General features: G+C 65.9%; 20 protein-coding genes. 10 read left to right on the top strand and 10 right to left on the bottom strand.

Features of this window, described 5'->3' with window-relative positions; genetic code table 11:
• Positions 1-2 precede the first annotated feature (2 nt).
• Together F7P65_RS10275 and F7P65_RS10270 are read right to left on the bottom strand one after the other, a co-directional pair.
• The gene (locus F7P65_RS10275) at positions 3-2,024 is read right to left on the bottom strand and encodes a TonB-dependent receptor family protein (RefSeq protein ID WP_150291656.1); all 2,022 of its coding nucleotides are present in this window, start codon (positions 2,022-2,024) and stop codon (positions 3-5) included.
• A 41-nt stretch (positions 2,025-2,065) separates the two neighbouring features.
• The gene (locus tag F7P65_RS10270; RefSeq protein ID WP_150291655.1) at positions 2,066-2,473 is read right to left on the bottom strand and encodes a hypothetical protein; all 408 of its coding nucleotides are present in this window, start codon (positions 2,471-2,473) and stop codon (positions 2,066-2,068) included.
• 95 nt (positions 2,474-2,568) lie between these two features.
• Between F7P65_RS10270 and F7P65_RS10265 the strand changes: the two genes are divergently transcribed.
• The 3 genes from F7P65_RS10265 to F7P65_RS10255 all read left to right on the top strand — a co-directional run bounded on the left by F7P65_RS10265 (position 2,569) and on the right by F7P65_RS10255 (position 6,230).
• Complete coding sequence (locus F7P65_RS10265; RefSeq protein WP_150291654.1) at positions 2,569-2,976, top strand: MerR family transcriptional regulator; 408 nt, start codon at positions 2,569-2,571, stop codon at positions 2,974-2,976.
• 33 nt (positions 2,977-3,009) lie between these two features.
• Positions 3,010-4,812: an acyl-CoA dehydrogenase C-terminal domain-containing protein gene (locus F7P65_RS10260; protein ID WP_150291653.1), complete on the top strand. Its 1,803-nt coding sequence runs from the start codon at positions 3,010-3,012 to the stop codon at positions 4,810-4,812.
• Positions 4,813-4,928: 116 nt separating this feature from the next.
• The gene (locus F7P65_RS10255) at positions 4,929-6,230 is read left to right on the top strand and encodes an amino acid permease (RefSeq protein WP_150291652.1); all 1,302 of its coding nucleotides are present in this window, start codon (positions 4,929-4,931) and stop codon (positions 6,228-6,230) included.
• Here F7P65_RS10255 and dnaJ read toward each other — a convergent pair.
• Positions 6,208-7,341: a molecular chaperone DnaJ gene (dnaJ, locus tag F7P65_RS10250; RefSeq protein WP_150291651.1), complete on the bottom strand. Its 1,134-nt coding sequence runs from the start codon at positions 7,339-7,341 to the stop codon at positions 6,208-6,210. The genes F7P65_RS10255 and dnaJ overlap by 23 nt on opposite strands.
• 63 nt (positions 7,342-7,404) lie before the next feature.
• Positions 7,405-9,303, bottom strand: a complete 1,899-nt coding sequence (gene dnaK / locus F7P65_RS10245) for a molecular chaperone DnaK (protein WP_150291650.1) — start codon at positions 9,301-9,303, stop codon at positions 7,405-7,407.
• A gap of 178 nt (positions 9,304-9,481) precedes the next feature.
• On the opposite strand from dnaK, the gene F7P65_RS10240 reads away from it, so the two are divergent.
• The 6 genes from F7P65_RS10240 (at position 9,482) to F7P65_RS10220 (ending at position 13,240) form a co-directional block, all read left to right on the top strand.
• A complete protein-coding gene (locus F7P65_RS10240) occupies positions 9,482-9,952 on the top strand; it encodes a copper chaperone PCu(A)C (RefSeq protein WP_150291649.1) in 471 nt (156 codons plus the stop codon).
• Positions 9,949-10,413: a vgr related protein gene (locus F7P65_RS10235; protein WP_150291648.1), complete on the top strand. Its 465-nt coding sequence runs from the start codon at positions 9,949-9,951 to the stop codon at positions 10,411-10,413. Before F7P65_RS10240 ends, F7P65_RS10235 begins: the two co-directional genes overlap by 4 nt.
• A 97-nt stretch (positions 10,414-10,510) precedes the next feature.
• Positions 10,511-10,687: a hypothetical protein gene (locus F7P65_RS22000; protein ID WP_162854592.1), complete on the top strand. Its 177-nt coding sequence runs from the start codon at positions 10,511-10,513 to the stop codon at positions 10,685-10,687.
• 89 nt (positions 10,688-10,776) lie between these two features.
• Positions 10,777-11,439: a peroxiredoxin gene (locus F7P65_RS10230; RefSeq protein ID WP_150291647.1), complete on the top strand. Its 663-nt coding sequence runs from the start codon at positions 10,777-10,779 to the stop codon at positions 11,437-11,439.
• 5 nt (positions 11,440-11,444) lie between these two features.
• Entirely contained in the window at positions 11,445-12,482 is a 1,038-nt protein-coding gene (locus F7P65_RS10225) for an MBL fold metallo-hydrolase (RefSeq protein WP_150291646.1), read from the top strand.
• On the top strand, positions 12,479-13,240 hold the full coding sequence (locus tag F7P65_RS10220; RefSeq protein WP_150291645.1) for a class I SAM-dependent methyltransferase: 762 nt from the start codon (positions 12,479-12,481) through the stop codon (positions 13,238-13,240). The genes F7P65_RS10225 and F7P65_RS10220 overlap by 4 nt, the downstream gene beginning before the upstream one ends.
• Before the next feature lie 71 nt (positions 13,241-13,311).
• Here the strand turns inward: F7P65_RS10220 and F7P65_RS10215 are convergent, their stop codons facing one another.
• Both F7P65_RS10215 and F7P65_RS10210 read right to left on the bottom strand, forming a co-directional pair.
• The gene (locus F7P65_RS10215) at positions 13,312-14,319 is read right to left on the bottom strand and encodes a S66 peptidase family protein (RefSeq protein ID WP_150291718.1); all 1,008 of its coding nucleotides are present in this window, start codon (positions 14,317-14,319) and stop codon (positions 13,312-13,314) included.
• 20 nt (positions 14,320-14,339) lie between these two features.
• Positions 14,340-14,783: a cupin domain-containing protein gene (locus tag F7P65_RS10210; RefSeq protein WP_150291644.1), complete on the bottom strand. Its 444-nt coding sequence runs from the start codon at positions 14,781-14,783 to the stop codon at positions 14,340-14,342.
• A 108-nt stretch (positions 14,784-14,891) separates the two neighbouring features.
• Here F7P65_RS10210 and dapE point away from each other — a divergent pair, with 108 nt between their 5' ends.
• Positions 14,892-16,034 carry a succinyl-diaminopimelate desuccinylase gene (dapE, locus tag F7P65_RS10205; RefSeq protein ID WP_150291643.1) on the top strand — a complete coding sequence of 381 codons (1,143 nt, stop codon included), beginning with the start codon at positions 14,892-14,894 and terminating at the stop codon, positions 16,032-16,034.
• 5 nt (positions 16,035-16,039) lie between these two features.
• Here the strand turns inward: dapE and F7P65_RS10200 are convergent, their stop codons facing one another.
• The 4 genes from F7P65_RS10200 to F7P65_RS10185 form a co-directional block, all read right to left on the bottom strand.
• The gene (locus F7P65_RS10200) at positions 16,040-17,719 is read right to left on the bottom strand and encodes a putative bifunctional diguanylate cyclase/phosphodiesterase (RefSeq protein ID WP_150291642.1); all 1,680 of its coding nucleotides are present in this window, start codon (positions 17,717-17,719) and stop codon (positions 16,040-16,042) included.
• Positions 17,720-17,815: 96 nt separating this feature from the next.
• Positions 17,816-18,349 carry a Smr/MutS family protein gene (locus F7P65_RS10195; RefSeq protein ID WP_150291641.1) on the bottom strand — a complete coding sequence of 178 codons (534 nt, stop codon included), beginning with the start codon at positions 18,347-18,349 and terminating at the stop codon, positions 17,816-17,818.
• A gap of 12 nt (positions 18,350-18,361) precedes the next feature.
• Positions 18,362-19,618 (bottom strand): murein transglycosylase A, encoded by a 1,257-nt coding sequence (gene mltA, locus F7P65_RS10190; RefSeq protein WP_150291640.1) that lies wholly within the window; start codon positions 19,616-19,618, stop codon positions 18,362-18,364.
• Positions 19,615-20,271 (bottom strand): Tim44/TimA family putative adaptor protein, encoded by a 657-nt coding sequence (locus F7P65_RS10185; RefSeq protein ID WP_150291639.1) that lies wholly within the window; start codon positions 20,269-20,271, stop codon positions 19,615-19,617. Before F7P65_RS10185 ends, mltA begins: the two co-directional genes overlap by 4 nt.
• Positions 20,272-20,379: the final 108 nt, after the last annotated feature.

The raw sequence follows: 20,379 nt of genomic DNA, 5'->3' as shown, positions 1-20,379 counted from the left end.
GGTCAGAACCGCGCCCGGACGCCGCCGTAAACGGCGCGGCGTTCGATGGGATAGAAGATCGCCTGCGACGCGGGCGCCAGCTTCGCATAGTCCACGACCGCGCTGATGTCGCCAACGGCACGCTCCCCGGTCAGGTTGCGGGCATCGAGGAACAGGGTGATGCCCGATCGCACTTCCGCCTGCGCGCCGAGGTTCAGCGTCGCATAATCGCCCACCCGCTTGCTATTGGCATAGTCCACCCATGCCCCCTGGGGCAGCCATTCGACGGCGGGCGAGATGCTGAACGTCTCCGTCCCGAGCTTCAGCTCGGCCCGATAGAAATGGCGCGGCACCACCGGCAGGCGGTTGTTCCCGAACTGGGCGTCGTTGCGGAAGCGGAAGTCGCTATATTGATAGACCTGCCTCAGCACCGCCCATGGGGTCAAAGTCAGGTCCACCCCGGCCTCGATCCCCTGATGCCGCGTGCGGTCCGCATTGAAGGTGGCCGCCGGATAAAGACCCGCCACCACATTATATTGCAGCATCTCACCCTTCAGGTCCGCACGATAGAGGCTGACATCCCAATGCGCGATGCCCAGCGTGCCACGCGCGCCGATTTCCGCCGTCCAGGCCTTTTGCGGCCCAAGCGGCGTGAAGCCCGGCGCACCGCCCGCCGGTGCCTGCCCCAATTCGATAAAGCCCGGCAATTCCACCGACCGGCTATAGTTCGCATAAAATTGCACCGATTGCGCCGGCTCGAACAGCAGCCCGAATTTCGGCGCGAAGCGATCGAACGACACCTCCCCACTCCGCGTCGGAGCGAAGCGGTTGTCCAGCCGCCGCTCGCCATGGGTGTAGATGCCGCCCGCAATCAGCCACAGCCCCGCAATTGGCGCGGTCCGCGCCTCGCCATAGCTGTTGATCGTCTGCGCCCGCGCCTTCTGGTAGGAGGTCGGCGCCCCCGCCTGACCGTTCAGATTGACGAACTGGCGAAACTTGCCCTGACCGAACCGCGCCTGCGTGCCCAGCGTCAGTTCGACCGGCATGCCACCCCAATTCCCCGCCAGATCGAGGCTGGCGAACACCCCGCGATCCTCCGATTTCTGGTCGACGACCTGATAAATGGGATGGTTCAGCGTCTTGGCATTATAATAGATGCCAAAGGCCAGTTCCCCGCCCTCCAGTGCCACCGTGGTGCGGTTCTGCAAGCGGATCGAATCGATATTGCGCGCCTGATCGCCGACGAAATTGCCCTTGGCCGGATGGTTCAGCGCATCGTCCTCATTGAGCGCACCCGACAGCTTTTGCCGGATCGTCTGCGCGCTGGCATAGAAGCGCGTCTCCACCCGGTCGCTCAGCTTCAGCCCGACATTGCCGTTGAAGCGCAGCGCCTTGCGCCGCCCATGGTCGCGATCGCCATCGGAACGGTCGGCGGTGATCGCCGCCCAGGCATCGCCATTCCCGTCCGCATACCCATAGGCCGCCTTGGCCCGCAGCGTGTCGAAAGAGCCGCCGTCCAACCGCATGTCCACCCCCGGCGCGGTCCGTCCGGTCGGCGTCACCGCATTGATCGCCCCGCCCAGCGTCGATCCGCCCAGTCGCAGCGCATTGCCGCCGCGATAGACCTCCAGATGCTGGAAGACCTGCGGGTCCAGCTCCTGAAAATCGCCATTGTCGTCGGCCATGTTGATCGGAATACCGTCCTGCAACAGCGTCAGCCCGCGCATATGATAACCGCGCGACAGGCCCGATCCCCGGATGGAAATCCGCACCTCCTGCCCGAAGCGGGGTTGGGTATAGACGCCGGGCGAGAAACTCAGCGCATCGCGCAGCGACACGGCCAGCCTGTCCTCGAAATCCTCGGCCGGCACGACATCGACGCCGCCGGGCGTGCGGACGACTTTCGCCGCCGCCGCCTCGACAACGGGACTGGCGGTGACGATGATTCGGCTCTGATCGCCCCCCTCATCGGCCAGAGCAGGAAGCGAAAGCGAGCAGGCCAGCGCACACAGCGAAAGGCCGCGTGAAACGGAAAAAACGGACATGAAACAAATACCCTACTGAAAAAGCACGAAAGCGGCGATTTTCAGAAGGGGGCGGGCGGTCCCGACGAAGGCGGCGGCGGCGCCGCCAGCCGGGCGATCCATCCGGTCTTGAGCGCGAAGGCAATCGGCCCAAAGCCCAGTTGCCAGGCCGACAGCACCAGATCGGCCAGCGCCAACGGCGGCACCAGCGGCTGCACCGAGGCGGCAAAGGGGCAATGCTGCTGTCCCGGCGCGCCGTCATCGGGGCGGTGATGCTTGCCCGGCGCTTGCCCGCGATCGACCACGACATTGACCGCGCCCTGCCCCGTGCACAGCGTCACCACGACGCCCCGATCGGTCCGCACCGGCATGAAGCCGGAGGGCGCGACAAGCGGAATCGCCAGCACAAGCAGAGCCAGCGCGGCCAACAGGCCCTTCGCGCTTTCCGACTGTCTGACTGCCCCCATCATGCCGCAAGCCCTAGCGACGACGACCCGCCCTGTCACTAGGACAAAGGGCCATACTCACCTTGACGTAAACGTAAGGTGGCGCTACATCACGCGCCATGGACAAACGCACCAGCATCGCCGGTATCGAACTGCCCGATCATAGCGACCGGCAGACCTATACCATCACCGACCTGTCCGAAGAATTCGGCGTCACCGCCCGCGCCCTGCGCTTCTATGAGGATGAGGGGCTGATCGCGCCGGAACGGCAGGGTCTTGCCCGCATCTATTCCCGCCGCGATCGCGCCCGCCTCGCCTGGATATTGCGGGGCAAGCGGGTCGGCTTCAGCCTGTCCGACATCCGCGAGATGATCGACCTCTACGACGCCGATGAAGGGCATGAGGAGCAGCGCCGCGTCACCGTCGCCAGGTGCAGGGCGCGCATCGACCTCCTCACCCGTCAGAAGGACGACATCGACGCCGCCATCGCCGAACTGGCCCAGTTCGTGTCGGTCCTCGGCGAATAATCCCCAACAGAACACAACCTCCCGGAGAAGATCATGCCCAGCTATACCGCACCCATTCGCGACACCCGCTTCGTGCTTGACCATGTCGTGGGGCTGGACCGCTACGCCAACCTGCCCGGCTTTGAAAATGCGACCGCCGACCTGGTGGACGCGATCCTGACGGAAGGCGGCAGGATCGCCGCCGAAGTGCTCTTTCCGCTGAACGCCGTGGGCGACAAGGAAGGCTGCACCCGCGACGCGCAGGGCAATGTGAAGACGCCGACCGGCTTCAAGGCGGCCTATGACGCTTATGTCGAGGGCGGCTGGACCACCCTCCACGCGCCGGTCGAATATGGCGGGCAGGGCCTGCCCAGCGTCGTCGCGGCGGCGGTGGGCGAATATGTCCTCTCGGCCAATCATAGTTTCGAGATGTATCACGGCCTGACCAGCGGCGCGGTCGAAGCGCTGCTCGCCAAGGGCAGCGACGAACTGAAGCAGAAATATGTCCCCAACATGGTGTCGGGCCGGTGGACCGGCACGATGAACCTGACCGAGCCCCATGCCGGCACCGACCTCGGCCTTATCAAGACCAAGGCCGTGCCGAACGCCGACGGCAGCTATGCGATCAACGGCACCAAGATTTTCATTTCGGCCGGCGAACATGATCTGGCGGAGAACATCATCCATCTCGTCCTGGCCAAGACGCCCGGCGCGCCCGACAGCAGCAAGGGCATTTCCCTGTTCGTCGTGCCCAAGTTCATCGTCAAGGAAGACGGCTCGCCGGGCGAGCGCAACGCCGTCTCCTGCGGCTCGCTGGAACACAAGATGGGCATTCACGGCAACGCCACCTGCGTCATGAACTATGACGGCGCGACCGGCTGGATCGTGGGCGAAGAGAATAAGGGTCTGGCCGCCATGTTCATCATGATGAACGCGGCGCGCATGTGGGTTGGCATGCAGGGCCTGGGTCAGGCGGAAATCGCCTATCAGAACGCCGCTGCCTATGCCCATGACCGGCGCCAGGGCCGGGCGCTCACGGGCCCCAAAGACCCGCAGGAAAAGGCCGACACGCTGTTCGTCCACCCCGATGTCCGCCGCATGCTGATGGAGGCGAAGGCACTGACCGAGGGCCTGCGCGCCCTCATGCTCTGGGGCGCGCTCCAGGTCGACCTCGCCCATCAGGCCGCAACCGAGGAGGAACGGCAGGCCGCCGACGATCTGGTCCAGTTGCTGACCCCGGTGCTGAAGGGCTATGGCACCGACAAGGGCTTCGACGTGGCGGTGATGTCGCAGCAGGTGTTTGGCGGCCATGGCTACATTTGGGAAAACGGCGCCGAACAATATGTGCGCGACGCCCGCATCGCCCAGATCTACGAGGGCACCAACGGCGTGCAGGCGATGGATCTGGTGGGCCGCAAGCTGCCGATGAACGGCGGCCGCGCGCTCCAGGCCTTCCTGAAGATCGTCTCCACCGAGGTTGCCGAAGCCAAGGGCGATGAAAAGCTGGCGGGTCTGGCCGAGGCGCTGGAAAAGGCCAGCGGACAGCTGGGCGCGGCGACCATGTGGCTGATGCAGAATGGGATGAAGAACCCCGACAATGCCGGGGCGGGCGCGCATCACTATATGCACATATTGGGCATCGTCGCGACCGGCCTGATGTGGCTGCGCATGGCGAAGGCCGCGACCGCGCAACTCGCCGCGGGCGAAGGCGACGCCAAATTCCTCGAAGCCAAGCTGGTGACGGCGCGCTTCTTCGCCGAGCGCATCATGCCCGACGCCGGTTCGCTCCGCCGCAAGATCGAGGGGGGCGCCGACAGTCTGATGGCGCTCGACCCGGACATGTTCCTGGCGGCCTGAGCCCGGCATCCATGACAGGGCGCTCCGTTCGGCCATGCGTCGAGCGGAGCGGACCCCATTGCGCCGTCCGCCGCATCGCGCCATGACCGGCGCATGATCCAGCCCATCGCCCAATCATGAACGCCGCTCCATCCGCCAGCCGCACGCTGGGCCTTGCCGCCTGCATCGCGCTCGTCATGGGCAATATGATCGGGTCGGGCGTGTTCCTGCTGCCTGCCTCGCTCGCGCCCTTCGGCTGGGATGCGGTGGCGGGGTGGGTCTTCACCATCGCCGGATCGCTCGTCCTCGCCTATGTCATCGCCCGGCTGACGGTGCTGATGCCCGATGCCGGCGGCACGGCGCAGTTCATCACCCGCGCCTATGGACCGCTCGCAGGCTTCGCCATCGGGTGGATCTATTGGATTTCGGTGATCTTCACCAACGTCACCATCGCTGTCGCCGCCACGGCCAATCTCAGCAGCATCATGCCCGCGCTGAACCGCCCCGGCGTGGGCGCGCTCGTCTCCATCGCCTTTCTCTGGGCAACCACCGGCATCAACCTGATCGGCGCGCGGGCAGCGGGCCTGACCCAGCTCGCCACTACCGCGCTCAAGCTGATCCCCATCGCCGTCGTCTTCATCCTGCTCGCGCTCATGTTGGGCAGCGGCAAGGCGGAGATCGCGCCCTTCCCGGCGGAGGGCTTCACCAGCGCCGGCATCACAGCCTCGGCGGCGCTGACCCTCTGGGCATTGCTTGGCTTCGAATCCGCCAGCGTCGCCGCCGACAAGGTCCGCGATCCGGGCCGGACCATCCCCCGCGCCACACTGATCGGCACGGCCGTCACCGGCCTCATCTACCTGCTCGTCTGTTCCGGCATCGCCCTCACCCTGCCCGCAGCGGAGAGCCAGTCCGGTTCCCCCTTCGCCGCCTTCGTCGCTCATTATTGGTCGCCCGGCCCGGCGCATCTGATCGCCACCTTCGCCACGATCAGTTGCCTCGGCGCGCTCAACGGCTGGACGCTGCTGCAAGGCGAAGTGCCCCTCGCCATGGCCCGCGGCGGCGAATTGCCGCGATGGCTGGCCGGGACGAACGCCCATGGCACGCCCGTCCGCGCGCTGTTGCTGTCCTGCGGGCTGGGAACGCTGATGCTGATCGCCAACAGCCTGCAAGGGCTGGTCGCGCTATTCACGGCGATGGCGCTGCTGTCGACCTCCGCCACGCTCTGGCTCTATGTCGGCTGCGCACTGGCAGCGCTCCGGTTCCGGCTGGTGGTGCCGGCGGCGCTGGTGGGCCTCGGCTATGCGATCTGGACGCTCTGGGGCGCCGGGCTGGTGCCCAGCGGCGCCAGCTTCCTGCTGATGGCGGGCGGTTTCCCCTTCTACGCCTGGGCGCGTCGGGAGGGGAAGCGGGGGAACATCAGTCCCCCCACAATTCCTTGAGCTTGCTGAAAAAGCCGGTCGACTGCGGGCATTCCTCGCCGGTTTCGGTTTCGCGGAATGCCTCCAGCAACTCCCGCTGCTTGGCGGTCAGCTTGGTGGGCGTCTCGACATCGACCTGAATCACCAGATCGCCCTGCCCGCGCCCGTTCAGCACCGGCATGCCCGCGCCACGCTGGCGGATCTGCTTGCCGGACTGGATACCGCTCGGGATCTTGATCTCATGCCGCTGGCCGTCGAGGCCCGGTACTGCGATCACCCCGCCGAGCGCCGCCGTGGTGATGCTGACAGGCGCGCGGGCGAACAGGGTCGTCCCGTCCCGCTCGAAGATCGCATGCCGCTTCACATGCAGGAAGATATAGAGGTCGCCCGCAGGCGCGCCGCGCGCCCCGGCCTCGCCCTCGCCCGACAGGCGGATGCGCGTGCCTTCGTCGACACCGGCGGGGATGTTGACGGACAGCGTCTTGGGCTTGTCCACCCGTCCCTCGCCCCGGCACGACCGGCAGGGACTTTCGATCACCTGACCCGCGCCATGGCAGGCAGGACAGGTCCGCTCGACCACGAAAAAGCCCTGCTGCGCCCGCACCTGTCCATGACCGTGGCAGGTGCCGCAGCTCTTGACCCCGGTGCCCGGCTGCGCGCCCGATCCGTCGCAGCTTTCGCAAGAGGCCGAAACCTCGATCTCAATTTCCGTCTGCTTGCCGTGATAGGCTTCGTCCAGCGTGATTTCCATGTCGTAACGCAGGTCCGCCCCGCGCCGCTGGGCCTGCCGGCCGCCACCGCCGAAACCACCGGCCGCCTGACCGAAGATCGTCTCGAAAATATCGCCAAGGTCAGAAAAGCCACCGGCGCCACCGCGCCCGCCGCCAAAGCCGGCACCGCCATTCTGGAACGCGGCATGGCCGAAACGGTCATAGGCCGCGCGCTTTTGCGGGTCCTTCAGACACTCATAGGCTTCGGAAACGGCCTTGAACTTGGCCTCGCTGTCGGTGCAGCCCCCGGTCTTGTCCGGGTGATATTTCATCGCCAGCTTGCGATAGGCGCTCTTGATCGCCGCGCCATCAGCGGTGCGCTCGATTTCGAGCAGTTCATAATAATCGATTTCGGTGCTCATCTCGCCCCCGGCGTCCCTGCCCCGTCATGACCACAGCGGCCATGACGGGGCAAGCACATCAGCTTACGCCTTGTTGTCGTCGACTTCCGAGAATTCGGCATCGACGACATCGTCGTCCGCCTTCGGAGCATCCGCGCCCGGAGCCGCAGCCGAAGCCTGCTCCTTCTCGTAGATCGCCTGACCCAGCTTCATGGCAACCTGCGCCAGTTCCTGAGCCTTCTCCTTCATCGCTTCAGGTTCGCCACCCTCGACAGCCGCCTTGGTCGCGGCGATCGCGGTCTCGATCTCGGACTTCAGCGAAGCGTCCACCTTGTCGCCATGCTCGGAAAGCTGCTGCTCGGTGGTATGGATCAGGCTCTCGGCGTTGTTCTTCGCCTCGGCCGCCTCACGCTTCTTCTTGTCTTCATCGGCGAAACGCTCGGCATCCTTGACCATCTGGTCGATGTCGGCGTCGCTGAGACCACCCGAAGCCTGGATGCGGATCTGCTGTTCCTTGCCCGTGCCCTTGTCCTTGGCATGGACGTTGACCAGGCCGTTGGCGTCGATGTCGAAGGTCACTTCGATCTGCGGCACGCCGCGCGGCGCGGGCGGGATGCCGACCAGATCGAACTGGCCGAGCAGCTTGTTGTCCGCCGCCATTTCACGCTCGCCCTGGAACACGCGGATCGTCACCGCCTGCTGGTTGTCATCGGCGGTCGAGTAAACCTGCGACTTCTTGGCGGGGATGGTGGTGTTGCGATCGATCATGCGGGTGAACACGCCACCCAGCGTCTCAATGCCCAGCGACAGCGGCGTCACGTCGAGCAGCAGCACATCCTTGACGTCGCCCTGCAACACGCCCGCCTGAATGGCGGCGCCCATGGCGACGACTTCATCCGGGTTCACGCCGGTGTGCGGTTCCTTGCCGAAAAAGTCCTTCACGGCCTCGCGCACCTTGGGCATGCGGGTCATGCCGCCGACGAGCACCACTTCGCTGATCTCGCTCGCGGAGACGCCCGCGTCGGCCAGCGCCTTCTTGCACGGCTCCATCGTGCGCTTGATCAGGTCGGCCACCAGCCGCTCCAGATCGGCGCGGGTGATGTTCTTGACGAGGTGCTTGGGACCATTCTGGTCAGCGGTGATGAAGGGCAGGTTGACTTCGGTCGACTGCGCCGAGGACAGCTCGATCTTCGCCTTTTCGGCCGCTTCCTTCAGACGCTGGAGCGCCAGCTTGTCCTTGGTGAGGTCGATGCCCTCTTCCTTCTTGAAGTCGGCGGCCAGATATTCGACCAGCTTGGCGTCGAAATCCTCGCCGCCCAGGAAGGTGTCGCCGTTGGTCGACTTCACTTCGAACACGCCATCGCCGATCTCCAGGATCGAGATGTCGAAGGTGCCGCCGCCAAGGTCATAGACCGCGATGGTCTTGCCGTCCTGCTTTTCGAGGCCATAGGCCAGCGCCGCCGCGGTCGGCTCGTTGATGATGCGCAGCACTTCAAGGCCCGCAATCTGGCCGGCGTCCTTGGTCGCCTGACGCTGGGCGTCGTTGAAGTAAGCCGGAACGGTGATGACCGCCTGCGTGACCGTCTCGCCCAGATAGCTCTCGGCGGTTTCCTTCATCTTCTGGAGGGTGAAGGCGGAAATCTGCGAAGGCGAATAATCCTTGCCACCGGCATTGACCCAGGCGTCGCCATTGGGACCCTTGGCAATCTCGTAAGGAACGAGTTCCATGTCCTTCTTGGTCATCGGATCGTCGAAGCGGCGGCCGATCAGGCGCTTCACCGCGAAAACCGTATTGTCGGGATTGGTCACGGCCTGGCGCTTGGCGGGCTGGCCGATCAGGCGCTCACCATCCTTGGTGAAAGCGACGATGGAGGGCGTGGTGCGCGCGCCTTCCGCATTTTCGATCACCTTGGGCTTGCCGCCGTCCATCACAGCGACACAGCTGTTGGTGGTGCCAAGGTCGATACCGATTACTTTTGCCATCTTGTCCTCTTTGAACCCCAAATCATATTCAGCGGTTGACGGCCCCATACCTCACGAAAGCGCCAAGGCAAGGGCGTTTGCGCAAGGGATATAGGCGCGCTTTCGCTTGGCACAAGAAGCTGCGATGATTAGCGTTACGAAACGACCGGAAACGGGACATTTGAGGAAGCCCTTGGCCATGCGCGCATTTCTACCCCTGATCGCCCTTTCCGCCGCCTTCGCGCTCGGTTCCTGCGGTGAGCCTGCGCCCACCTATGTCGATCAGGCATGGGTGCGCCTCAGCCCCAACAAGGATACGCCGTCGGCCGGCTATTTCGTCGCCCATGGCGGCGATGCGGCGACGCAGCTGCGCGGCGTGCTCACCGATTATGCGCTCAAGGTCGAAATGCATGAAAGCGTGCAACAGGGCGGCAAGATGAGTATGAAACCGCTCGACAGCGTGGATATTCCGGCGAAATCGACGGTCGCCTTCGCGCCGGGCGGCAAGCATCTGATGCTCTGGGGCGTCAACGATACCGCCATCGGCCGGGGCAAGATGACGCTGACCTTCCTGCTGGCGAACGGCGATCGCCTGCTGGTCGACGCGATCATCCAGAAGCCCGGCGCCGCCGCGCCCGCGCCCAAGCCCGAAGATCACAAGACGCATTGACCGGCCGCGCGCTGACGCAGGCGGAGATCGCCCTTGCCCGTTCGGTCTTCGGGGACACGATCGATTATGGGCGGGTGCGGCTGCATCACCGCAAATGGTGGCCCTTCCAGCCGAACGGCGTCACCATGGCGCCCGACGGCGATATCTGGTTCCATCCCAAGAGCGATCTGTTCTGCACCGATTTCTGCGACGGGCCGCTGCATCTGCAAGGGCATTTCATCCATGAAATGACCCATGTGTGGCAGGCGCAAAGGGGCGGGAAATGGTATCTGCCGATGATGCGCCATCCCTTTTGCCGCTACGGCTATACCGTCGTGCCTGGCCGATCCTTCCACCGCTACGGCCTGGAGCAGCAGGCGGAGATCGTGCGCCATGCCTTTCTGCTGCGGCGGGGCATCGCGATCCCGGACAAACCGCCGCTGCCGGTCTATGAGGCGCTGCTGCCCTTCGCCCCGGCATAACCCGGCAAATCGCCTCTTATCAGGGATATATCGACGATCCGTCCCCTAGGCGTCCTGCCAATCCGTTCTAGAACGGTTGGCAAAGAGAGGATGGACCATGAATATCGACAGCAACGACACGGTGGCCGAACGCGCGGAATTGCACTTCCTCGCCGCGCTGGTCGACGAACTGATGCGCAAGCTGCACCAGGCCGGCGTGCTCAGTCAGGCCGAACTGAACGCCGTCGAGCAGGAAGTCGCGCGCCGGGTGGGTCGCTCGCCGCGCGCCTGGTGATGCTCCCATCGCCGCTTCTATCGCTCCTCCCGCCATGGTAAATTCCGCCGTCCGCTTGCCGGGCGGCGCGACTCGACAGGGAGGGATTCATGACGCTCTCGATTGGCAGCAAGGCCCCCGACTTCACCGCTGAAACCACGCAAGGGCCGATCCAATTCCATGACTGGCTGGGCGATGGCTGGGGCATCCTCTTTTCCCACCCCAAGGATTTCACGCCCGTCTGCACCACCGAACTGGGCTATCTCGCCCGGCTGGAACCGGAATTCGCCAGCCGCGGCTGCAAGGTGATCGGCCTTTCGGTCGACCCGGTGGGCAATCATGAGCGCTGGCTGGCCGACATCAAGGCCGCGACCGGCGGCGAGGTCACCTATCCCATCATCGGCGACAAGGAGCTGAAAATCGCCCAGGCCTATGAGATGCTGCCCGCCAGCGCCGGCGACAGTTCCGAAGGCCGCACCGCCGCCGACAACCAGACCGTCCGCACCGTCTATCTGATCGGTCCCGACAAGCTCATCAAGGCGATGCTGAGCTATCCCATGAGCAGCGGCCGCAATTTCGACGAGGTGCTGCGCCTGCTCGACAGTTGCCAGCTTACCGCGAAGCACAAGGTCGCGACCCCGGTGAACTGGAAATGGGGGGAGGATGTCATCATCGTCCCCTCCGTTTCCGACGAGGAGGCGAAAGAGCGTTTCCCCGAAGGCTGGAACAGCGTCACCCCCTATCTGCGCGTCGTTCCGCAGCCGCAGGACTGACGGCCATGTTCTTCGCGGTCTTCCAGGATGGCGAGGGATGCAAATCCTATATCATCGCCAATGAAAGCTGCTGCGCCGCGGCCATCATCGACCCGGCGCTGGATCTGGTCGACCGCTATCTGGGGGAGGTCAACAAGCAGGGCCTGCGCGTCCGCTACATCATCGACACGCACACCCATGCCGATCATTTCTCCGGCGCGCGGGCCTTGCGGGAGGCGCTCCATGCTCCCATCGTCATGCATCGCTTCTCGCCTGCCCCCTATGTCGACCTGCATGTCGAGGATGGCCACTCGCTCCCCTTGGGCGACATGCGCATGCGCATCCTCCACACGCCCGGCCACACCCGCGATTCCATGGCGATCCATGTCGGGGACCGGGTGTTCACCGGCGACACGCTGCTGATCGGCGGCACCGGGCGCAGCGACCTGCCCAGCGGCGATCCGGCGCAACTGCATGACAGCCTTTTCCACAAGCTGCTGGACCTGCCCGACGACACGCTGGTCTTCCCCGCCCATGATTATAAGGGCCGCGAAGGCTCCACCATCGGCCAGGAGCGCGCCAGCAACCCCCGCCTCGCCCAGACCGAACAGACCGCGTTCGTCGCGATGATGAACAGCCTCAACCTGTCCGCTCCCACCCACCTCACCGAAGCGCTGCGCACCAACATGTCCGGCGGCAAGACGGTGCGCCAATTGCTGGGGGAAGCGGGCGCCAAAGTCCCCTTCATGGCGATGGACGAACTGCTCCGGCGCCTCGATGTCCGGGCCAATGACTTCGTGATCCTCGACGTGCGGGAAAAGGAGGCCTTCGCCGCCGCCCATGTCCCGGGCGCGATCCACCTGCCGCGCGGCCAGCTCGAACTGCGCGTCAACGAGGTACTGCCCGACCCCAGCGTCGAGGTGCTGACCGTCTGCGAACTGGGCAAGATCTCGACGCTGGCCGCCGCGACGCTGCACGAACTGGGCTTCAGCCGGGCCACCGCGCTGGACGGCGGCATGGCGGCCTGGCGCGAAAAGGGAAATCCGCTCGAAAGCGCGGCATGACGAACTTCAAGGACCATTTTTCGGAAGGCTCGACCGGCTACGCCGCCCATCGCCCGACCTATCCCATAGGTCTGGTCGATGAACTTGCCGCGATCAGCCCCGGCCAGAGGCTCGCCCTCGATTGCGGCTGCGGCAACGGCCAGCTTTCCGTGCTGCTGGCCGAGCGGTTCGAACGGGTCGAAGCCACCGACGCCAGCGCCGCCCAGATCGCGCAAGCGCAGCCCCATCCCCGCGTCCACTACCGCACCGCCCTTGCGGAACGGAGCGGCCTGCCCGACGCCAGCGCGGACCTCATCACCGTCGCGCAGGCAGCGCATTGGTTCGACCTCGATGCCTTCTACGCCGAGGCGCGCCGCGTCGCCCGCCCGAATGCGGTGCTGGCGCTCATCACCTATGGCCGCTGGCATGTGGACGGCGATGCCGACCCCATCGTCCAGCATTTCTACAAGGAGGTTATCGCCCCCTATTGGCCCCCCGAACGCCGCCATGTGGAGGAAGGCTATCGCACCCTGCCCTTCCCCTTCCGCGAGATCGTGCTGCCGCCCCTCACCCTCGACGTCGCATGGCGGCTGGAGGATGTGATCGGCTATGTCCGCACATGGTCAGCGGTCAGGGCCGCGCGGCAAGCGCTGGGCCGCGACCCCGTGGAAGGCTTCGCCGAGGATCTGGGGGAAGCATGGGGCGATCCCGATGTTCCCCGCCAAATCACCTGGCCGCTCTCCCTTCGCATAGGCCATATTGAGAGCGCGCTGCGTTAAATGGGACGCAGGTCGCGCGGAAAACCGGTACCCACTTTTCCGCACGATGCTCTAGATTTGTCTTCGCCATTCTATCGGACAGCCGGCTCCAGCAAGCGGATCGTCCCCGCATCCGCATCGATCTCGGCCCGGCACCCTACCGGCAGGCTGAACTGACTGGCGACATGCCCGAACGACGCGCCCTGAAACGCCGGCACGCCGAGCTTCCCGAGATGCTGCTGCAACACCTCCGACAGCGTAAACCCGCCATAGGACGCCCCGCTCGGCCCGCAATCGGTGCACTGCCCGAACACCACCCCGGCGACCTTGCCCAACAGCCCGGCCAGCGACAATTGCGTCAGCATCCGGTCGATCCGATAGGGCTGTTCGCTCACATCCTCGACGAACAGGATGGCGCCGTCAAAATCCGGCAGCCACGGCGTCCCCATCAGCGTCGACAGCACGGTCAGGTTGCCGCCCAGCAACCGCCCGCTCGCCCTGCCGCCCCGAAGGGTACGGATACGCCCGCTGCGCTGCGCCAGCCGGTCTTCCCGCCCCTCTGGATTCACAAGCGTCGGCGTCGCTCCGTCAAAGGCCAGCGCGCGGAAGGCATCCCAGGAAAAGCGCGGCCAACTGCTCGCCGCATTGGGGCCGTGAATGGTGACGAACCCGGCCCGCGCCGCGAAAGCCAGATGCAGGGCGGTAATATCGGAAAAGCCGATCAGCAGCTTGGGATTGGCCCGGATCGTCCGGAAATCCAGAAAGGGCAGCACCCGCGCGCATCCCCATCCGCCCCGCGTCGCGAACACGGCCCGGACCGCCGGATCGGCAAACATCGCATTGATGTCCGCCGCCCGACCCGCATCCGTCCCCGCCAGATAGCCGTAACGTTCGACCAGATGCTTCACCGGCTTGGGCACCAGCCCCATGGCGCGGATGGTTTCCTTTACCAGATCGAGGTCGAAGGCGTCGTCGGTGAAGCCCGCCGGTTCGACCAGCCCGACCGTATCGCCGGGCCGCAGGCGAGGTGGCTTCACCACCCCCGCAGGCGCCGCTGCCAGCGCTCCGGGCGCCACCGTCGCCGCGCCCAGCACGGTCATCAATGCACGGCGATCAAGGTTCAAAAACTGCTCCCGTCCTTGCGTAAATAGACGCTTCCCGTCCATTGCATGTCGATATCGGGATAATGGGCTTTCCCTTCCGGCACGCGGCCTACGGCCAGAAACACGCAATCCTCGCCGCTCTCATTGACCAGATGATGGCCATTGCCGTCGCCCTTGGGAAAGGCCGCCATGTCCCCCGCCCGCATCGGCACCCGGCCGCCATCGTCGATCAGCACCGCCTCCCCGCTCAGCAGGACGACGAACTCGTCCTCCTCCTCATGCCAGTGGCGTTGGGAGGATGCCGCGCCGGGCTTCAGCACGACATGGCTGACCCCGAATTGGGAAAGCCCCGAGGCCGGACCCAGCCTGCGCACCCATCGTCCCGCCACCGCCCCGGCATATTCGGGGGGATAGCCGGTCCGGTCGCTCTGTGCGACGGCTGCAAGATCGATCCTGGGCATGATCCGTCCTCCCGCTGGCAAAGCCGCCCGCATGCGCGGCTTTGGCGGCCGCATTTTTGCGAGCCATCGGCTGTTTCAGCCGACTTCAAAATGCTCTAACGCAAGCCGATGACCAGAACCAGCACCGATGCCGACCCGATCAGCCTGACCGAAAAGCTGATCGCCTGCCCCTCTGTCACCCCCGCCGTGGGAGATGTCTTTGCGGTGCTGGAAACCATGCTGAAACCGCTGGGCTTCACCATCGACCGCTTCGTGACCGGCGAAGCGCCCGACGGCCCGGTGGAAAACCTCCTCGCCTGGCGGACGACCGGCCCCGGTCCCCATTTCGCCTTTGCCGGGCATCTGGACGTGGTGCCGCCTGGCAATGGCTGGACCAGCGACCCGTTCCAGCCGGAAAAGCGCGGCGAACTGCTCTACGGGCGGGGCGCGGTCGACATGAAGGGCGCCATCGCCGCCTATGTCGCGGCGCTGCATGGCCTGCCCGACGATCTGCCCGGCACCATCAGCCTGATCATCACCGGCGATGAGGAGGGCGCGGCGGTGTATGGCACGCTGGCGCTCATGGACCGCATGGCCGCCCACGGCCTGCGCCCCGATCTCTGCCTGGTGGGCGAACCGACCTCTTCCCAGCGGCTGGGCGATGTCATCAAGATCGGCCGTCGGGGTTCGGTCAACATGTGGATCGATGTCGCGGGCATACAGGGCCATGTCGCCTATCCGCACCTTGCCGACAATCCGATCCCGCGCCTCGTCCGCATCCTTTCCGCCATCGACGCCATCGTGCTGGACGAAGGCAATGACTGGTTTCAGGCCAGCAACATCGAGATCACCAATCTCGACGTCGGCAACCCCACCACCAACGTCATTCCCGCCGCCGCGCAGGCGCGCATCTCGATCCGCTTCAACAATGAGCATAGCGGCGCCGCGCTGGTCGAGCGCATCGCCGCCATCGCCGCGGCCGAGGGCGGCACGGTGGAAGCCAGGATCAGCGGCGAGCCGTTCCTGACCGAACCGGGCACCCTGTCCGCTCTGGTCGCGGGCGCCATCCGCGAAGTGACCGGGGTGGAGGCGGAACTGTCGACCACCGGCGGCACGTCCGACGCGCGCTTCCTCTCGCGCCTTTGCCCGGTCGTGGAATTCGGGCTCAACAATGCGACGATGCACAAGCTGGACGAGGCCGTGGCGCTGGCCGACCTTGTCGATCTCACGGAAATCTACCGGTTGGTGACGATAGGCGCACTCAGGGGCTGAGGGACTCAGACCGAGCGGCGCTCCGGCAGAAGCGCGGGCGCGGCGAAGCGGGCGAGATACTCCGCCTCCCCCGTGGGCCGCGCCAGATGATAGCCCTGGAACAGCGTGCAGCCGACGACGCGAAGCATCTCCATCTGCGCCTCGGTTTCCACACCCTCGACCACCACCTCCATGCCCAGGCCCTGGATCAGCCCGACCACGGCGCTGCAAATCGTCCGCGCCTCGGCGGACACGGCGATGTCGCGCACCAGACTGCGGTCGATCTTCACCCGGTCGACCGGCAGATCGCGCAGGCGGGCAAGGTTGGAATAGCCCGTTCCGAAATCGTCGATCGCAATGCGCACCCCATCCCGGCGCAGCGCGCGGAACTGGTCGCGGATGGGCGGCTGCATCGCCATCGCCAGCGATTCCGTGATCTCGAGCTCCAGCATGGTCAGCGGCGTTCCATACGTGGCGACGGCATGGCGCAGACGCAGGAAGAAATCCGCCTGCGCCAGTTCGCGCGGCGAAATATTGATGGCGATGCGCTGGGCAACACCCGCCCGCGCCCAGCGCGCCGCCGTCTCGCACACCTGGCTCATCACCCAGTCGCCCAGCGCCACGATGGCGCCGCTTTCCTCGGCCACGGGCACGAAGGCGCCGGGCATGACCAGATCCCGCTCCGGATGCGCCCAGCGCACCAGCGCCTCCGCCGTGACGGCGCGGCCCGTGCCGACTTCGATCTGCGGCTGGAACTCCAGCAGGAACTCGTCGCGCTGAAGACCCAGCAGCAGGTCGCGCTCCAATTCGGCGCGGTCGGCGGCTTCCAGCGCCAGTTCGGCGGTGAACATCTCGGCCCGGTTCCGGCCCTGATGCTTGGCATGGTACATGGCGATGTCGGCCGAGCGCAGCAGCGCGGGCAGCGTGTCGCCATGCTCGGGATAGCAGGCCATGCCGATCGACGCGCCCAGATCGACATGCTGGCTGCCCAGATCGAAGCGTTCGCCCAGCGCGAACTTGATGGCGCGGGCGATCCGCCAGGCCACCTCCCGGTCGGCCATGACGGGCACGAACAGGGTGAACTCATCGCCCGCGAGACGGCCGATCAGCGCGTCGCCGACGCCCGCGCTCGCCTGCGCCATGGCCACCTCCCGCAGGCGCCCGGCGACGCGCGCCAGCAACTGATCGCCGGCCGCATGGCCCAGCGTGTCGTTGACGCCCTTGAACCCGTCCAGATCGATGAAGAACAGCGCGGCCAGCCCCTCCTCGGCACGCTCCGCCAGCATCCGCTCGACCTGCCGGCAGAAGCTGGCGCGGTTGGCCAGACCCGTTATCGGATCGAACAGGGCCAGCGCCTGCACATGGTCGAGATTGGTCCGCACCTGACTGAACAGGCTTTCCATCGCCACCGACAGATCGGGCAGTTCCCGGCCGATATCCGGGTCGATGGCGGATTGCAGGTCGCCATGAGCGGCGTCCAGCAAGCGTTCGGTCGCGCGGTCGATGGCGCTGGCGGTGGTCGCCACGGTCTGGCGGGCGGAGGCCCAACTCAACGTTCCGCACAGAATCGCGATGATGAGGGAGCGGCCGATGCCCGCAATGTCCGTCGCCTGCCCCTGGCCAAGCACCAGCGAGAGGATGAATACCAGCGCCCCCGCGGCGCAGGCGAAGGCGGTGGCGCGGCTTGTCAATGTCACGCCTTGCATCGTCCTCCCTGCCCCGCGCAGCCCGGCCTTGGGCTGGATCAGCCGGATATGAAGGACAGTGGTTAAGAAAAGATCAGTGGAACGGCCCCCACAGGCTTATTTTTTGCGCCGCAAAATGACGTAGAGCGCGCCGTCCCCGCCATGACGCTGATGCGCGATCCGCACGCTGGCGATGCGGTCGGCAAAGCTGCTGGTTTCCAGCCAATGGCCGATCTCGCCGCGAATGGCCCCGCGCCGCGATCCGCTGTCGGAAGAGGCGGTTTTCGGCGGCTTTCCGGTCACGACCAGCAATATGCGGACATCGCGCGCCCATGCCGCCGACAATGCCTGGTTAAGCCGCGCATGGGCGGCGGAGAGGGTGTGGCCGTGGAGATCGATCGCCATGTCCGGCGCCAGATTTCCGCTACGGATTCGGCGTTCCCAACCGGAATCCAGCACTGCGGCGGGGGTCCGCGCGGGTGGCGCCGAAACGGGCGGAACGGGCACCGGCGTTAACCCTGTTTTGCCCACGGCCTTGACCGCCGCCGCCGGTGGCGCGGGCGTCCGCGCGCCGGGGCGCAGCGGCCTTACCGATCGGGTCAGCGCCGTCCAGAGCGCCTGTTCTTCGGAGGAGAGATGTCGCCGGACCATCGCCGCATGGCATCAATTCTGGGCAAGCCGCGCCGCCGACCCGATCGGCAGCAGGATCAGCGCGCTGCCCCGCGCCGACATGCCGCCCGCGATGCTGCGCGCATCGCTGCCCGCGCCCCAGAAGCTGTCGAAACGGTTGGCGCCCTTGATCGCGCCGCCGGTATCCTGCGCGATCCAGATGCCATTGGGTTCGGCCCGGTCGAGCGAGAGCAGCACCGGAGCGCCCATGGGCACATATTTGGGATCGGCCGCCACCGTCGCCTCCGGCGTCACCGCCACGCCCATGGCACCCAGCGGTCCCGCGCCGGTCAGTTCCCGGAAGAAGACGAAGCTCTTGTTTTCATTCATGATCGCCGCGCCTTCCACCGGATGCGCGCGCAGATAGGCCATGATGTCCTGCATCGACCCAGCCTGGATCAGGCCGCGATCCTTCATCAGCTTGCCGATGCCGGTATAATCGCGGCCATTCTGCCCGTCATAGCCGATGCGCATCACGCCGCCATCGGGCAGCAAGAGCCGCCCGCTGCCCTGCACCTGGAGGAAGAAGAATTCGACCGGGTCGGCTGCCCAGGCCAGTTCCAGACCCCTGTCCGCCAGCGATCCCGACACGATCTGCGACCGGTCGTCGAAGGGCACGAACTTGCTGCCGTCCACCTTGCCGCGAATGGTCTTGCCCTTCAGGCTGTCGCTGAACAGGCCGAGATTGACGTCGATCAGATTGGATGGACGGCGGTAGATCGGCACTGGATAGCCGGGCTGGCGGGTGCGGGACCCGGCGATTTCCGGCTCATAATAGCCGGTGACGAAGGCCGTGCCGGGACCCACCTGCACCGCTTCGAAATAGCGGGAGAAAAATTCATTGGCCGAACTTTCGGGCCAGCTGGACGCGGCCGCGCAGGCATTGTTCCAGTCGGACCCCCGGGTCAACCCGCTCTGGTCGGTCCGCCGCATCAGCGAAGGACAGGACAGGCGGAAGGCCTGTAACGCCTTGCGCGATCGTTCGCCGGGCGGGATCAGGTTTGCGACATCGGGACCGCGCGTGATGCCGGTGCTGGCCGCATTGGCGGTTTCGGCGGGCGTGACAGTAGACGGCGGCGTCACCGGCAGCGTCGGTCGGGGCGTGGCGGGAACCGGACGGGTTGCCGTCTCTGCGCCATGGGGTGGGCGCGAAGGGACCGGACCCGCCGCGCCCGGCGGAATGACGCCGCCCGCGCAGGCGGATAGCAGCAGCGCCGCGACCAGCGCTCCCCCCGACCGGCGCAGGGTCATGCCGCCTCGTCAGTCTCGCTGAGCTTCCAGTTGGGATCGGTGCTGCGCAGGTCGCGCGTGAAGGTCCAGATGTCGTTGGTGCCGATCGCGTCGGTCAGCGAGCCTGCCACGACATGGCCGTCCTTGTCGCGGGTAACGGCGGCGATATCCGCCTCGAACCGCAGGGAGATTTCCGCGATCCGGCCATTGACGCTGGCGTCGACGATCTGGGTCTTTTCGATACGGACCAGCCGGTTGTCGAGCACATGCCCCTCCGCCTCGCGCGCGGCGATGGCTTCTTCGAAGGAGGCCAGGACATCGGCGTCGCAGAGCCACTCCAACTCCTGCCGGTCGCCGCGCCAGAAGGCTTCGAGCACCATCCTGTAAGCGGCCTTGGCGCCCTCCACGAACTGGGGCACGTCGAAACTGCGATCCGCCGCGATGAGCGTGCGGACGCCCGCCTCGCCGCCGGGCGCGATCAGCCCATCGGACAGGCGCACCGAATCGCCCGCCATTTCGGGCGCGGGGCGCGGCTGCACGATCGTCACCTTGGCGCGCTCCTCCGCCGGGCGAAGGGCAGGCTCCTGCTCATGGCCCGTGCGTTTGCCGAGCACGGAATAGAGCCGCAGCGCCAGGAAACCAGCAATCATGGCGAGGATGACGATCACGTACACGGGGTCAGCTACCCTTTGAATCTTGAATCCGGAAAACCGTAACGCAACCAACATAGGCATGTTTCCCCGCATATTCAAATGGCGGCTTTGCGTGAGGTCCATTGCCCT

The organism is Sphingobium estronivorans (assembly GCF_008692605.1).
GTDB lineage: Bacteria > Pseudomonadota > Alphaproteobacteria > Sphingomonadales > Sphingomonadaceae > Sphingobium > Sphingobium estronivorans.
Note: the sequence above shows the minus strand (reverse complement) of the source record. Positions and strands in the feature narration are given on the sequence as shown.

Excerpts from the sequence above, each read along its gene's own strand:
- F7P65_RS10275 (WP_150291656.1), bottom strand. The coding sequence starts at position 2,024 with ATGTCCGTTTTTTCCGTTTCACGCGGCCTTTCGCTGTGTGCGCTGGCC.
- F7P65_RS10270 (WP_150291655.1), bottom strand. The coding sequence starts at position 2,473 with ATGATGGGGGCAGTCAGACAGTCGGAAAGCGCGAAGGGCCTGTTGGCC.
- F7P65_RS10265 (WP_150291654.1), top strand. The coding sequence starts at position 2,569 with ATGGACAAACGCACCAGCATCGCCGGTATCGAACTGCCCGATCATAGC.
- F7P65_RS10260 (WP_150291653.1), top strand. The coding sequence starts at position 3,010 with ATGCCCAGCTATACCGCACCCATTCGCGACACCCGCTTCGTGCTTGAC.
- F7P65_RS10255 (WP_150291652.1), top strand. The coding sequence starts at position 4,929 with ATGAACGCCGCTCCATCCGCCAGCCGCACGCTGGGCCTTGCCGCCTGC.
- dnaJ (WP_150291651.1), bottom strand. The coding sequence starts at position 7,341 with ATGAGCACCGAAATCGATTATTATGAACTGCTCGAAATCGAGCGCACC.
- dnaK (WP_150291650.1), bottom strand. The coding sequence starts at position 9,303 with ATGGCAAAAGTAATCGGTATCGACCTTGGCACCACCAACAGCTGTGTC.
- F7P65_RS10240 (WP_150291649.1), top strand. The coding sequence starts at position 9,482 with ATGCGCGCATTTCTACCCCTGATCGCCCTTTCCGCCGCCTTCGCGCTC.
- F7P65_RS22000 (WP_162854592.1), top strand. The coding sequence starts at position 10,511 with ATGAATATCGACAGCAACGACACGGTGGCCGAACGCGCGGAATTGCAC.
- F7P65_RS10230 (WP_150291647.1), top strand. The coding sequence starts at position 10,777 with ATGACGCTCTCGATTGGCAGCAAGGCCCCCGACTTCACCGCTGAAACC.
- F7P65_RS10225 (WP_150291646.1), top strand. The coding sequence starts at position 11,445 with ATGTTCTTCGCGGTCTTCCAGGATGGCGAGGGATGCAAATCCTATATC.
- F7P65_RS10220 (WP_150291645.1), top strand. The coding sequence starts at position 12,479 with ATGACGAACTTCAAGGACCATTTTTCGGAAGGCTCGACCGGCTACGCC.
- F7P65_RS10215 (WP_150291718.1), bottom strand. The coding sequence starts at position 14,319 with ATGACCGTGCTGGGCGCGGCGACGGTGGCGCCCGGAGCGCTGGCAGCG.
- F7P65_RS10210 (WP_150291644.1), bottom strand. The coding sequence starts at position 14,783 with ATGCCCAGGATCGATCTTGCAGCCGTCGCACAGAGCGACCGGACCGGC.
- dapE (WP_150291643.1), top strand. The coding sequence starts at position 14,892 with ATGACCAGAACCAGCACCGATGCCGACCCGATCAGCCTGACCGAAAAG.
- F7P65_RS10200 (WP_150291642.1), bottom strand. The coding sequence starts at position 17,719 with ATGCAAGGCGTGACATTGACAAGCCGCGCCACCGCCTTCGCCTGCGCC.
- F7P65_RS10195 (WP_150291641.1), bottom strand. The coding sequence starts at position 18,349 with ATGGTCCGGCGACATCTCTCCTCCGAAGAACAGGCGCTCTGGACGGCG.
- mltA (WP_150291640.1), bottom strand. The coding sequence starts at position 19,618 with ATGACCCTGCGCCGGTCGGGGGGAGCGCTGGTCGCGGCGCTGCTGCTA.